The 14,345-nt window shown below is 36.9% G+C and carries 14 protein-coding genes; 5 read left to right on the forward strand and 9 right to left on the reverse strand.

The annotated features are described in order from the left end of the window. Positions 1 to 30 precede the first annotated feature (30 nt). From ybeY to GYM74_RS03720, 8 genes are all read right to left on the reverse strand, one after another. Positions 31 to 495 carry an rRNA maturation RNase YbeY gene (gene ybeY, locus GYM74_RS03685; RefSeq protein WP_220219146.1) on the reverse strand — a complete coding sequence of 155 codons (465 nt, stop codon included), beginning with the start codon at positions 493 to 495 and terminating at the stop codon, positions 31 to 33. Between the two features lie 10 nt (positions 496 to 505). Continuing rightward, positions 506 to 976, reverse strand: coding sequence for a 23S rRNA (pseudouridine(1915)-N(3))-methyltransferase RlmH (gene rlmH, locus GYM74_RS03690; RefSeq protein WP_220219147.1), 471 nt, complete (start codon positions 974 to 976; stop codon positions 506 to 508). Between the two features lie 4 nt (positions 977 to 980). Continuing rightward, a complete protein-coding gene (rsfS, locus tag GYM74_RS03695) occupies positions 981 to 1,295 on the reverse strand; it encodes a ribosome silencing factor (RefSeq protein WP_324099755.1) in 315 nt (104 codons plus the stop codon). A gap of 150 nt (positions 1,296 to 1,445) precedes the next feature. Then, on the reverse strand, positions 1,446 to 3,077 hold the full coding sequence (gene cydC / locus GYM74_RS03700; protein ID WP_220219148.1) for a cysteine/glutathione ABC transporter ATP-binding protein/permease CydC: 1,632 nt from the start codon (positions 3,075 to 3,077) through the stop codon (positions 1,446 to 1,448). Then, entirely contained in the window at positions 3,074 to 4,786 is a 1,713-nt protein-coding gene (gene cydD / locus GYM74_RS03705) for a cysteine/glutathione ABC transporter permease/ATP-binding protein CydD (protein ID WP_220219149.1), read from the reverse strand. The genes cydC and cydD overlap by 4 nt, the downstream gene beginning before the upstream one ends. Before the next feature lie 11 nt (positions 4,787 to 4,797). Continuing rightward, positions 4,798 to 5,751, reverse strand: a complete 954-nt coding sequence (gene trxB, locus GYM74_RS03710) for a thioredoxin-disulfide reductase (protein WP_220219150.1) — start codon at positions 5,749 to 5,751, stop codon at positions 4,798 to 4,800. A gap of 489 nt (positions 5,752 to 6,240) precedes the next feature. Next, positions 6,241 to 6,897, reverse strand: coding sequence for an NAD(P)H-dependent oxidoreductase (locus GYM74_RS03715; RefSeq protein WP_220219151.1), 657 nt, complete (start codon positions 6,895 to 6,897; stop codon positions 6,241 to 6,243). Then, positions 6,872 to 8,170 (reverse strand): AmpG family muropeptide MFS transporter, encoded by a 1,299-nt coding sequence (locus GYM74_RS03720; protein ID WP_220219152.1) that lies wholly within the window; start codon positions 8,168 to 8,170, stop codon positions 6,872 to 6,874. Before GYM74_RS03720 ends, GYM74_RS03715 begins: the two co-directional genes overlap by 26 nt. Before the next feature lie 272 nt (positions 8,171 to 8,442). On the opposite strand from GYM74_RS03720, the gene GYM74_RS03725 reads away from it, so the two are divergent. Beyond that, positions 8,443 to 9,432, forward strand: coding sequence for a 2-hydroxyacid dehydrogenase (locus GYM74_RS03725; RefSeq protein ID WP_220219620.1), 990 nt, complete (start codon positions 8,443 to 8,445; stop codon positions 9,430 to 9,432). Between the two features lie 56 nt (positions 9,433 to 9,488). Continuing rightward, positions 9,489 to 10,562, forward strand: a complete 1,074-nt coding sequence (gene mltB, locus GYM74_RS03730; RefSeq protein WP_220219153.1) for a lytic murein transglycosylase B — start codon at positions 9,489 to 9,491, stop codon at positions 10,560 to 10,562. A gap of 93 nt (positions 10,563 to 10,655) precedes the next feature. Here the strand turns inward: mltB and GYM74_RS03735 are convergent, their stop codons facing one another. After that, a complete protein-coding gene (locus tag GYM74_RS03735) occupies positions 10,656 to 11,462 on the reverse strand; it encodes a sulfite exporter TauE/SafE family protein (protein WP_220219154.1) in 807 nt (268 codons plus the stop codon). Between the two features lie 278 nt (positions 11,463 to 11,740). Between GYM74_RS03735 and GYM74_RS03740 the strand changes: the two genes are divergently transcribed. The 3 genes from GYM74_RS03740 (at position 11,741) to GYM74_RS03750 (ending at position 14,335) form a co-directional block, all read left to right on the forward strand. Further along, positions 11,741 to 12,160 (forward strand): OsmC family protein, encoded by a 420-nt coding sequence (locus tag GYM74_RS03740; RefSeq protein ID WP_220219155.1) that lies wholly within the window; start codon positions 11,741 to 11,743, stop codon positions 12,158 to 12,160. A gap of 113 nt (positions 12,161 to 12,273) precedes the next feature. Next, complete coding sequence (locus GYM74_RS03745) at positions 12,274 to 13,614, forward strand: APC family permease (RefSeq protein WP_220219156.1); 1,341 nt, start codon at positions 12,274 to 12,276, stop codon at positions 13,612 to 13,614. 94 nt (positions 13,615 to 13,708) lie between these two features. After that, entirely contained in the window at positions 13,709 to 14,335 is a 627-nt protein-coding gene (locus GYM74_RS03750) for a LysE/ArgO family amino acid transporter (protein WP_220219157.1), read from the forward strand. The last annotated feature ends 10 nt before the right edge of the window (positions 14,336 to 14,345 follow it).

The following is a 14,345-nucleotide window of genomic DNA, read 5'->3' on the forward strand; positions in this document are numbered from 1 at the left end:
AGTTGATAGAAATAGTATTAAAAATTTTATTTAGTCAATTGGTTGATAAGGATTATCAAATCCTAATTGATTCATAATATCAATTTCGATATTTTCCATTTCTTCAGCTTCTTCGTCAAGGATATGATCATAGCCTAATAAATGCAAACAGCCATGAACGATCATATGTGCCCAATGTGAAGATAATGATTTGTGTTGTTCTTTCGCTTCGGCTTCAACCACTTGTTTACAAATAACTAAATCGCCAAGCAAAGGTATATCAATTTCAATCGGTGACTCGAAAGGGAAAGATAGCACATTAGTTGGTTTGTCTTTATGACGATAAGTATTGTTTAATTGCTGACTTTCTTGCTCATCAACGATACGAATGGTAATTTCAGCATTTTCCTTAAATTGTGGCAAAATGACTTCCAACCACTGCATAATCTGCTGCTCGGTGGGTAAATTTTCATTATGCTCGGTGGCAATTTGCAAATCTAAAATAACTGCGCTCATTTTATTGCTCTTATTCCCGATGATAAGGATGATTAGTGGTTAAACTCCATGCTCGATACAAGCTTTCAGCAACAATCACCCGCACCAAAGGATGTGGTAAAGTAAGTGGTGAGAGTGACCAACTTTGTTCAGCTGCAGCTTTACATGCAGGTGATAGACCTTCAGGGCCACCAATTAATAAACTAACATCTCGACCGTCTGTTTTCCAGCGTTCCAACTGCTCAGCTAGATTGTGGGTGGTATAAGGTTTACCCGGAATATCCAAAGTCACAATACGGTTACTTTTGCCGCATGCGCTTAACATAAGTTCGCCTTCTTTGTCTAGTATACGGGCAATATCAGCATTTTTAGTACGTTTGCCGGCTGGTATTTCAATAAGCTCTAATGGCATATCTTTAGGAAATCGAGAACGATAATCATCAAATGCGGTAATGACCCAACTCGGCATTTTATTGCCAACAGCAATAAGCTGTATTTTCACGCCATTAACTCCAAAGTTTTTCGAGTTCGTAAAGTTGGCGGCTCTGTTCTTGCATGATATGTACAATAACTGAATCCATATCAACCACGACCCAATCGGCATCGTTTTGACCTTCACTACCTAATACAAGGTGCCCGTGTTTCTTCGCTTCGTCAAGTAAATGACCGGCGATTGATGCTACATGACGATTAGATGTGCCAGTACAAATAATCATATAATCAGTAATACTTGATTTACCACGTACATCAAGAGTTACGATATCTTGACCTTTTAGATCATCAATTTTATCTATAATAAAATCTTGTAACGATTGTTGCAAAATAAACTCTCTATTCGAATAAATAAAGCGCTAGTATAGCATATTTTTAAAAATAGCGAGCAGATCAGCCTAAGCAATCATTTTTTTGACAAGAAGTTTCAGATTTACTATACGTTAAAGTATAAAACCGCTGTTTTGCATTCTATTCCATTAGAGCGAAATGACTCGATCAAATAACGGATTATCAGTCAAACGATGCGTGACCATTAGCAATGTTTTATCATGGCAAACCTGTTTAATTAATTGAATAATTTGTTGTTCAGTGTGCTGATCCAAACTTTCTGTCGGTTCATCCATTAATATTAATGGTGAATTATGCAGTAGTGCTCTGGCAATACCGATGCGGCGAATTTCGCCCCCCGATAGCGAGCGCCCCCCCTGTCCAAGGGGTAAATCTAAACCATGCTCAGTAGTAAGAAGCTTATCGAGCTCAACTTGCTGTAAGACTTCTATTAACTGCTGATCAGAAGCTGAGCTGTTACCAATTAATAAATTTTGACGTAAACTATCGCTAAAAATCGTGATAATTTGCGGAACAACTGCTATGGCCTGTCTAAGCGTTGGCTCATCGAGCTCATCAATTGCGACATCGTTGATGTAGATCTGCCCAGTATTGGGTTGCCAACTGCGGGTAACTAAATTTAGCAAAGTCGATTTTCCGCAGCCTGTTTTGCCTATTAAGCCAACATGTTCACCGGCATTGACGGTTAATGAAAAATTGCTCAATACGGCAAATGGTTGATTAGGGTAACTGAAACTGATGTTATCAAATTGGACTTTAGCTGTGCTTAAATCCAGCGATTGCCCATGCGGGATAAATTCAATTTCCGGTTTTTGGTTAAATATTGCCGTTGTACGTTTCGCAGAAGTTAATACTTGCCCTAAAAAAATAAAGGCAGTTGGGATTGGAGCTAAAATTTCCGAGCTGGCAAGGCAGACAAACACAAATAGCGCAACTATAGGTGATAGAGTATATTGAGTAATTAACCACAGTACGAGCAGTGTTAAAATTCCGGTAATAAGTAGGACTAATGCGCTTGATAATGCCATTAATGCTGACTGTTTTTGCTGGTTATTTAGCCAGCTTGATTCTAATTGATCTAATTTAGTGCGGTATCGAGGCTGAGCGTTAAATAGTGTCAACTCAGCTTGTCCTTGTAAATAATTGATCAGCAATAAGCGATATTCACTTTGTTGCTTAGCAAGCGTTTCACCTAATTGCTTACCTGCATAATAAAAAACCACCGGCACGACCAGTAAAGTAAGTGTCAGCACAATGGTAATAATTAATGCAACAGGTAGATTAATCTGACTAAGTGCAATAAACATCACGCCAATAGTGATTAGAGCAGTGATAATCGGTGAGAAAAGTTTTAAATATAAGTGATCAAGCGCATCGATATCGACAATAAAGCGATTGAGTAAATCGGCACGTTGGTACTGAGATAATTGGTTTGCACTAAGAGGTAAAATCTTTTGAAAAGCTAGCGTTCTTAAATAGGACAAAATTTGAAAAGTCGTATTATGATCAACTAACCGCTCCATATAACGTGAAGCTGTACGAGTGATTGCAGCGCCACGTACCCCGGCAGCCGGTAGCATATAGTTAAAAGTATAGAGTCCAGCGACCCCAACAAAAGCCGTAGAGGCTAAAAACCAGCCAGATAACGAAAGTAAAAATACGCTGGCAAAAAGGGTAAGTATCGACAACGACAAACCGAGTAAAATTTGCCAAAAATAGTGTTTATAAAGTGCAATATAGGGGCGTAATGTTGCTATCATAAACTCTCCTTGATATGACAATGTAAAAGCCCTTTAGAAAGTTGCCAAATTGAATCATACGAATGCAAATCCTCATTTTGGTGAGTAATTGTTATACTGTTTGTTGCAATATTATGATGTTCTAAATTTTGCACCGTTTGTTTATCTAAACTGGCGGTCGGCTCATCAAGAATAAGTAGTTGACATGGTTTTAGCATCGCTCTTGCCAGTGCGATACGTTGTGCTTGCCCTACCGATAAACGAATGGCATCTTCGCCCACTTGAGTATCTAATCCATTGGGTAATTTAGCAATAACTTCCGCTAATTGCGCTTGTGAAATGACAGATGCCAGCTGCTGATCGGTGGCATTTGGATTACCAAGTAAAATATTTTCACGTATTGAGCCGTTAATTAAATAAGGATTTTGACCAATCCAACTTATCTGCTTTTGCCAACTTGACAATGTTAACTGATTAAACTCAATTCCATTAATTTTTAATGAGCCTTGATAGGGTAAAAATCCTAATAACACCTGCATCAACGACGTTTTACCTTCACCGCTGGTACCGATTAAAGCCAATTTAAACGGCGCTTTAAGCGTAAAAGATAATGGACCAACAATCGGCTTATTCTCACTTGATAACACAATTAAGTTATCTGCTTCAATGGTTTGTAGTGAATCATTAAAATCAATTGTTGCTTTAGCATTATCAAATTGCTGTTTAGCTGATTTTTGCGTTAAAAAAGTTTCAATATTGTCTGCCGCGGCAATCGCCTCAGCTTTTGCGTGATAATAGGTACCAAGATCGCGTAATGGTTGAAAAAACTCAGGTGCTAAAATTAAGGCAAAAAAACCGGCAAAGAGGGTTACGCTGCCACTATATGAGCCAAAATCGAACTCGCCTAAATAGGAAAAACCAAAATAAACCGCCACAACAGCTATTGAGATAGAGGCAAAAAACTCTAGAACGGCTGAAGATAAGAATGCCATTTTAAGCACTTGCATGGTTTTAACTCGAAAATCTTCTGACGCTTTTTTAATTTCGTTCGCCTGTTTTTCACCTTGATTAAATAATCGGATAGTGCTTAAACCTTTTAACCGGTCTAAAAAATGTCCGCTTAAATAGGCTAATGCTTTGAAGTGCCGGCGATTAATATCGGCAGCGCCCATACCAACCAAAATCATAAAGATTGGGATAAGTGGGGCAGTGCAAAATAAAATAGCCGCAGCAGCCCAATTAAAAGGTAAAATTGCGATACAAATTATGATAGGCGCCATACTGGCTAATCGCATTTGTGGTAAATAACGCGCAAAGAAATCTTGCAGATTATCAACTTGTTCAATAACTAAAGTACTTAAGGCACCAGTAGTACTTTGATTTAAATAAGCTGGACCCAGTGATTCAAATTGATTAATTAAATCCTGCCGAATTTGATTACGCACTTTTCTGCCCAAAGCAAAATTAATTTTTTCCCGAAAATAGATCAATATTGCTCGCGCTAATAGGATGACAATTAATAGCAAGAAGTAGATTAAAACTTCTGAGAAATTGACTTGTTCAATGATTATTTTTTGTAAAATAGTGGCAAGCAATGCAGCTTGAGCAATCATGAAAAGAGTCAAGATAAAGCCGGTTAAAATCGAGGCACGCAGATTTGATTGGTATTTTTTTGCGTGTTGTTTCAACCAGCTAAGTAAGTAAGTTTGACGTTTTTTATCTAATGACATGACTGTTTTATTTACTTAATATTATCCAAATAAAGTTCAGCATCTAAGGCAGCCATGCAACCTGTTCCTGCCGAAGTAATCGCTTGACGATAGATATTATCCATTACATCGCCAGCGGCAAAAATTCCTTCTATACTTGTTTGGGTTGCATTACCATGTGTGCCCGACTTAACTTTAATGTAACCATCTTTCAATTCAAGTTGACCTTCGAAAATATCGGTATTGGGTTTATGCCCAATTGCAATAAATAGACCTAATACCGCTAACTCTTCGGTTAAGTTAGGATCTTGCGTGCTTCGCAGTCTTACACCCGTTACGCCCATATTATCACCAAGTACTTCATCAACAATTTGATGAGTATGTAAAATAACTTTGCCTTCTTTGACCTTTTCAGCCAATCGATCCATTAGGATTTTTTCAGCTCTAAAGCTACCACGGCGGTGAATTAAATGGACTTCGCTGGCGATATTTGCCAAATATAGTGTTTCTTCAACGGCTGTATTACCACCACCAACAACAGCGACTTTTTGATTTCGATAAAAAAATCCGTCACAAGTTGCACAGGCTGAAACGCCTTTACTTTTAAACGCTTCTTCTGAGGGTAAGCCAAGGTATTGTGCTGATGCACCAGTTGCAATAATAAGTGCATCGCAACTGTATTGGGTTTCACTGCCGAAAAGTTTGAATGGTTTGCGACTAAAATCAACCCGATCTATATGGTCTAAAATAATTTCAGTATTAAATCTTTCTGCATGCTCTTTCATTTTTACCATTAATTCCGGGCCGGTTAATTCAGGAGCGCCTGCTGGCCAGTTTTCGATTTCTGTCGTGGTGGTAAGTTGCCCACCTTGTTGCGTACCGGTTATGAGTACTGGCGATAAATTAGCGCGTGCGGCATAGACAGCAGCTGTATAACCGGCAGGGCCAGAACCAAGTATTAATAAACGTGCATGTTTAGTTTTCATTATGTTAATTCCTTCCTTTCAAACATTCCGGCATTATTAAGCAAAATTGAAACGATTAGTGGTTGATAAGTCTAACATTATCAAGCTCTTTCGTGCAAAAAAAATGATTATTGCAGCAATAGGCTAGGGCAATAGTAATTGATTAACAACATAAATTTGATTTATTTTTTAGATTTAAGATTCATCTCTACTTTTCCAAACATAAAGTTTTACTAACCCGTCTATTTGACTCTTCGACTGTAATCATAGGAAGTGATATAGGCTTAAAAACAAAAGTCATATTTACAATCCAAAACAACTTATGCCAGAGCCATTATTGTTTTGACATTATTAACCATTTTCGCCAGAAAATTGAAATATTATGTTGAGCTTTAGATTTTTAGCGTATGTATGAATTGGTCATTAATAACTTAAAAGTAGAAATCGGTTATTGGTCATTGATGAGTCTTTCCGAGTCGCCTTGCGACGACCGGGAAAGTTACCAGTCAATTATTCAGATAAGTGGGTTGTGATTTCAGAAAGAGACCAACGCACGTTCTCGGTTGGCTCATTGATACGATAACCAAAAGCTAAACAAAGTCCAATACCAAAGGTTTCAGCGCTAAATTTAGGCATATATTTTTCTAATATTTGAACAATACCGTCATATTGGAATCCACCGATTGTGCAAGAATCAATTTCTCGATAGGCTGCGGCTGTTAACATGTTTGCGCAAGCGATATAATCTTGCATTTCACAAGCATGATCAATCGTTAAGCCATTGGCTAATCCATGATTATAAAAATTTATAATTGATTGGCAGGTGTTATCAATCGCTGTTTGATCATCACTATCGGGTAGTGTGCGTGCAACTGTTCGGCGAAAGTACTCGCTTTGTAGCGTGAAATTATTTGCTTTACGATAAAGCACGATAACAAAATGTGAGCAACTTGTGACTTGCTCCTGATTATAACACACCGTGCGCAACTCTTTTTTTATTTTGTCATTGTCGATAATAACAAAGTGCCAAGGCTCAAGCCCAAATGCTGAAGGAGATTGTCGCCCGGCTTCTAAGATATATTCAATGTTTTCACGGCTTATTTTTTTAGTCGTATCAAACTTTTTACATGCGTGTCTAAAATTAAATGCTTGAGTTAATTTGTCCATTATTATTCTCCTGAGATTTTGTATTCCATGGGGCAACTTTAAATAATAATAACATACCGGGTATAGCTAAAATTGCACATAAAATAAAAAATGTCGTCCATCCTAAATAGGCGACCATAAATCCGGTGGTTGAGTTAATTAACGTTCTGGGGACAGATGCAATACTGGAAAATAAAGCATATTGGGTTGCTGTATAAAGAGGATTTGTTGTTTTGGCGATAAATGCAACAAATGCTGCTGAGCCTAAACCTACTCCTAATGCCTCAAACCCTATAACTAAAGCTAATGAAATTTTTTGCTCTAAATTTATGACTGTATATGGTCCTTCAATAGATAGCCAAATAAAACCAAAAATAGAAACAACTTGAACTACGCCAAAACACCAGAGCGCACGGTTAATGCCAATTTTAATCATCAGTATACCACCGATTAAAGCGCCAAATACACTTGGCCATAACGATGCATTTTTGGCAATCAAGCCTAGGTCTAAACGGCTAAAGCCCATTTTTAAATAAAAAGGTGTTGCCAACGAAGTAGCCATGCTATCCCCTAATTTATAGAGAAAAATGAAGGCTAAAATTAACATGGCCGATTTTAAACCATTACGGGTAATAAATTCGCTAAATGGTTTGGTAATAATATCTTCAATACTTTGATTTTTCGGTGCTTGATTAGGGGGCTCTTTAACCATTAAAGTCATGATAATGGCCGGAAGCATAAAAAGTGCAGTGATAATAAACACACTATTCCAAGGTAAATAATTGGATAATATCAGCGATAATGTACCCGGTACTAAGCCTGCAATACGATAAGCATTGGTATGGATACTATTGCCAAGACCCAATTCATTATCCAGCAATAACTCTCGCCTAAATGCATCAAGTGCGATATCTTGTGTCGCTGAAAAAAGGGCTATAATAAAACTGATAAGAGCGATTAACCAGATATTTAATGAGGGCGATAAAAAACCTAATATCGCAATAAAGGCTAGTAATGTCATCTGGGACGCTAACATCCAACCTCGTCGCCGTCCTAAGCCAAAAAGTGAGATTCTGTCCATAAATGGAGCCCAAACAAACTTAAAGATATAAGGAATTTGGGTCAAAGAAAAAACGCCGATTGTTTGTATATTAATCCCTTCACTTTCCAGCCAAGCCGGTAAGAGTTGTAATAATATATAAAAAGGAAGCCCTGAAGCAAAACCAGTAAAAATACAGATCAGCATTTTAGTGGTAAAAACAGTTTTTAAAATGGAATGTTGCGTATCATTCATTATTTAACTTTATTGGTTAGTTTTTAGCAAAGTGCTATGATAACACAGTAATAAAAAAAATAATTGCTAAAGCCGGCATAAAGCGTTATTACTGTAAAGAATCAATTAAAAACTAGTTTTGCCAATCTGTAACCAATTTTTCAATACCTATTCAAATTTTATGTTTGTCAAGAAGTTTCAGAAAATGTATACGTTTCAGTATAAAAATGGAAAATCAAACTAGTCAACATTAACCGTTACGCTATAAGAGAGGCAGTAAAATGAAACAAACAATAAGAGTTGCTGTATTTAGCAGTAAACATTACGACAAAGAATACTTAGAAATTGCGAATAAAAAGTTTAAATTCGATCTTGAGTTTTATGAGCACAAATTAAGTCATAAAACGGCTGTGACTGCGCAAGATTACGATGCGGTGTGTGTGTTTGTAAATGATGAAGTAAATAAACAAGTATTACAAAAATTAGCCCATTATGGCGTTAAAATTTTAGCATTACGTTGTGCGGGTTTTGATAATGTTGATTTAGCTGAAGCCAAAAAATTGGGCATTACCGTTGTTCGCGTGCCAGCTTATTCACCAGAAGCTGTTGCTGAACATGCGGTTGCTTTAATGATGACCCTGAACCGTCGTACACACAAAGCTTATCAACGTACTCGTGATGCTAACTTCTCATTAGACGGGTTAACCGGATTTAATATGCATAATCGCACTGCCGGCGTAATTGGCACCGGTAAAATTGGTTTAGCGGTCATTCGGATTTTAAAAGGTTTCGGCATGCACATATTAGCGCACGACCCCTATCCTAATGATGCAGCAGTTCAACTCGGTGCAAAGTATGTCGAATTAGATGAATTATATGCAAATTCAGATGTGATTACCTTACATTGCCCGATGTCACCAGAAAATTATCATTTATTAAATAAAGAATCTTTCAACAAAATGAAAAATGGCGTGATGATTATCAACACCAGCCGTGGTGGTTTACTTGACTCAACTGCGGCAATTGATGCTTTAAAACAGACCAAAATCGGTGCGCTAGGTATGGATGTTTACGAAAATGAGCGAGACCTCTTTTTTGAAGATAAATCCAATGATGTCATTTTAGATGATGTATTCCGTCGTTTATCAGCCTGTCATAATGTTATTTTTACCGGTCATCAAGCTTTCTTAACTCAAGAAGCCTTATTAAATATTTCAGAGACAACGTTAACCAATATTGAACAAGTATCGGAAGGAAAATCTTGTCCGAATATTGTTGAATAACAAGTAATAATTTATGATATTGTCGATTTCTTAATTAATTTAATTTTGGATAATTTATGCAACGTCTCATTATTAGTGTAGTTATGATTTTATCGCTTGCTGCTTGTAGTAGCCAGAAAACACAAACGTCACCAATGGTTGCGCACCGCGGGCATTCAAATGTCTCCGGTGGTGTCTATTTAGAAAAAGATCATAATCGGCCTGAACCGAAAAACGCTCAATTAGCGACAGATAAAGAAAAATTTATCGATAAAATGGTGAAAAAACATGGTTTCGATCGCCAACAATTACGTGATGTGCTGGCGCAAGCCAATAAGCTTGATTGGGTGATTAATTTAATGGATAAACAAGCCCCAAAATCGGGGCCAGTAACGGGACCAAATGGTGCATGGATTCGTTACCAAAATAAATTTATTACCCCAAGTAATCTACCTAAAGGTGTAGATTTTTGGAATAAATACAATAAAGAGTTGCAACAAGCATATAAACAATATGGTGTACCGCCAGAAATTATTGTTGGTATTATCGGTGTTGAAACAGGTTGGGGTAGAGTAATGGGTAAAACGAGAATCATCGACGCCTTAACTACATTGGCATTTTACTACCCAAGACGTGCTCAATACTTTTCTAACGAACTGGAAGATTATCTAATTATGTGTCGGGATGAAGGAGTGGATCCTTTCGATTTAAGTGGCTCATTTGCTGGTGCAATGGGGTATGGTCAGTTCATGCCGTCAGCATTTAGAAATCATGCGGTTGATTTCAATAACGACGGTCATATTGATTTATGGGATCCGGTAGATGCAATTGGAAGTGTTGCCAACTATTTTAAAGCACACGGCTGGCAAAAAGATAAAAAAGTGGCGGTAAAAGCTGATGGTCAAGCTCCTTCTTTAGAAACAGGCTTTAGTACTAAATATTCAGTAGAGAAACTCAATAAAGCAGGGCTGAAAGCGCAAAGTTCAATCGATGGACATAAAGAAGTGAGCTTATTAAGCCTTGATATGGGTGATCGTTATCAATATTGGTATGGTTTACCGAATTTTTATGTGATAACCCGTTATAATCACAGCACGCATTATGCAATGGCAGTATGGCATTTAGGTTTAGCTGTTAAAGATGCTAGATAGCAATTACTAGTTAGCACTATTGAACTTAAAAAGGTCGCATTGCGACCTTTTTTGCTTTAAATTCGTTTCGTTTTGTTAAACAATTATGCTTTTTTAAGATAACAATAATTTAACTGCAATTAACAGCAAAAATACCCCAAAAAACTTAATTAGCTTATCGATTGATAATTTTTCCCCAAGTTGCACCCCCACTTTGGCCATGGGTATACTTGCCAACATAATAGCAATAACAGCCGGCAAATAGACAAAACCAAGACTGTAAGGCGGTAAATCAGCAATATTCCAGCCCGCAACGATATAGCCAATTGTCCCACCAATTGCTACAGGTAGTGTAAAGGCTGCTGAGGTGCCTATTGCTTTACGCATATTAACACCACATTTTTTCAAAAAGGGCACAACTAAAATTCCACCACCAATGCCGACCAGCGCAGCAAAAATACCGATAAGCGCACCAACAATAACATAAATATGATTACCCAATAAAGCCACTTCATTAGTCTGATTGTTAGCAACATTGCGAGTTTTAAAAATAAACTTTAAACCTATATAAGTTAGAAAAATAACAAATATCATTCTTAGCCACATTCCGGGAATGTAAGGCGTCAAATATGAACCGCCAATGGTTCCGATAATGCAACCTAACACCATTTTCTTTAAAATTGACCATTCAATATTATGATTTTTATTATGCAACCAACTGGAAGACAAACTCGTGCCGATAATTGTCGCTAACGATGATGCCACAGCGATATGACTCGTCCAATGCCCACCCAGATCGAAATAATCAAGGGAGAAAATAAGAGCCGGAACAATTAATGCGCCTCCACCAATACCGAGCATACCCGCTAATAGCCCGGCTACTGCGCCGATAAAAATTAAGATCAAAAATTCAAGAATCATAATAAAGCCTTTGAATAATGCCTATTAATTGCTGTTAAAGTTTTTAATTATTATGAAAAACAATAGATAAAACAACTGAGTATTTATTGTGAGCATTGAATGAATTATCCTATATTAATTGCATTTATTACTTTTTTTCAATTAATACTTTTAAAAATAAAACAGCAGTAAGTTAACTTAATGGCAACATCATCAGTAAATCAGTGACATAATTAATAAAATAAATTATGTTAGTATTTAAACTTTAACCATTAACTTGATATAGAAGGAATAAAAAAGTGAAAGATCGTTTGAAATGGATTGATGACTTTGGTTTTATTGGTGAAACAGCAAGTGGTCATGCTTTAGTCATGGATGGTGGCATTGAGCATGGTGGACGAAATCGAGGCGCACGCCCCATGGAGCTACTTCTACATGGCGCTGCTGGCTGTATGTCTTATGATATTCTCGCTATTTTGAAAAATGCCAAACAATATGTTTCTGATTTTTGGATTGATATCGAAAAAGTACAAGCACAGACTCATCCTAAAGTTTATACTGAAATTCGTTTTCATATTGTTATAAGCGGAAAAAATATTGCAACCGAGTCTGTTGAAAAAGCTTTAAAGCTTGCCTCAGAAAAATATTGTAGTGCATCAATTATGCTGGGAAAAACAGCAAAAATGGTTTATAGCTATGAAATTAGAGCGTCATGTTAAGAACCATGCTTAAATCAAATGGTTATATATTTATAACAAGTTGATATTAGTCATTATTTTAATAATCATTTAACATTTTGATCACTTCAATTGATCTATATATGGAAATGATTATGCAACAGTTAAATAAAACCATGCGATTTAGAGATCTGGTGATCTTGGGATTGCTCTTTATTGGACCTGCTGCGCCAGTTGGTTTGTATGGTATTTTAGATGCGTCGACAGATGGTGCTGTTGTCTTAGTATACATAGTGGCAACACTTGTTATGGCATTAACGGCATGTTCATATGCGAGAATGGTTAAGGCATTACCTCATGCTGGTGCTGTTTATGCCTATTGCTCAGCCGGCATTCATCCTAATGCGGGATTTTTGGTTGGCTGGTTGTTGTTACTCGATTACATGTTTATTCCTGCGGTAGCTTATCTCTTTAGCGGTATCTCGCTCAATGCGCTAATTCCTGAAATTCCTGTATGGATCTGGACTTTTTTGGCTGTGGTTGTCACCACTTGTTTAAACCTTATTGGTTTTAAAAAATCGGCAAAAATCACCTTAATTATATTAATACTTGAAATCACGGTACTGGCTTGTGTGCTCATTGCCGGTATCTGGATACTGGCAACCACGGGAATTAAACGAGATTGGTTACAACCATTAATTGGCGGCGACCTATTTACTTGGAGAAACCTATTTTCTGGTGTTTCAGTGGCAGTTTTATCTTTCTTAGGCTTTGATGCGATTGCTGCTTTTGCCGAAGAGAACAGTGGTAAACCGAGTTTAGTAAGTAAAGCGATTATCTGCTGTCTAATTTTAGCCGGTGGCTTGTTTGTCTTACAAATTTATATCGGCGCGCTTCTCAGCCCTTATACGCCGGAATATTTAAATAATCATCCAGAATTACAAGGAAAGGCATACTACACTATCGTCAACGATGAAATTAGTATTTACCTTGGCTGGGCTTTAGGGTTAATGAAAGCAATTGGCGCTTCTTTCGCTGCTATGGTTGGGCAAGCTGCTGCTAGTCGTTTATTATTTAGTATGGGCAGAGATAAACGCTTACCTTCAATATTATCTAAAGTAGGAAAGAAAACGGGCGTGCCAACAATCGCTATTGTTTTTGCTGCCACTTTTAATTTATGCATAGCTGCCATTGCAGCAAATAGTGTTCGAGGACTCCCTACGTTAGTTTCCTTTGTCGATATAGGGGCACTGACGGCATTTATCATGTTACATGTTTCAGTGATAGGCTATTTTAAATTCGTTAAAGGTCATAATGGCGTGGCTTCTTTGATTTTCGATATTATTTTACCTGTTATTGGTATTTTAGTTTTATTACCGGTACTACTAAATATTGATAACGATGCAAAAATCGTCGGCTTACTATGGCTTATTGTTGGTGGTGTCATGTTATTATTTAATCGTCATCAACGCTTCTTGACTGATTGGAAAAAGTAACGCATTTTGATCATTGAAATTGTCGTTGAGTCACCTTTTTAAGCTGGTAATAATATGCTAATATTTTTCAATTTATTTAGGGTGTTATAAAAACATGATTTCAGAGATAATGCGAGGCGCATTAATTTCAGCTAGCTTGATTATCGCAATTGGTGCGCAAAATTTATTTGTACTAAAACAAGGTTTATTAAAAAATCATATCTTTTTTGTGTCAGCAATCTGCTTTATTTGTGATTTTACCTTAATGTCAATTGGGATTTTAGGTGTGGGCTCATTTATCAGTGCCAATCCATTAATCACCAATATACTTGCTATATTAGGCGCAATATTTTTAATCTGGTACGGATATAATGCTTTTAAAAGTGCCTTAAAAGGGACAAGCAGCATGCAAGTTGAATCGCAAGATAATAAAAATAATAGCCTAATGAAAGTTGTGCTTGCGACATTAGCTGTGACGTTATTAAACCCACATGTCTATTTAGATACGGTGGTTATTGTTGGTGGCATTGCCGGCACATTAAGTAGCGAACAAAAAATGGCATTTTTAATTGGTGCGGTTTGTGTTTCGTTTCTTTGGTTTTTTGGAATTGGTTATGGTGCCAGACTTTTAACCCCATTATTTAAACAAAAAAGAATGTGGGTGATATTAGATTGTATCGTTGGTTTAGTAATGTTTTATATTGCTTATCGATTAATCATGTATGTCTTTTTAGGAAGTTAACGCATTCTTA

The organism is Gilliamella sp. ESL0405, from assembly GCF_019469205.1.
In the GTDB taxonomy this organism is placed as follows: domain Bacteria; phylum Pseudomonadota; class Gammaproteobacteria; order Enterobacterales; family Orbaceae; genus Gilliamella.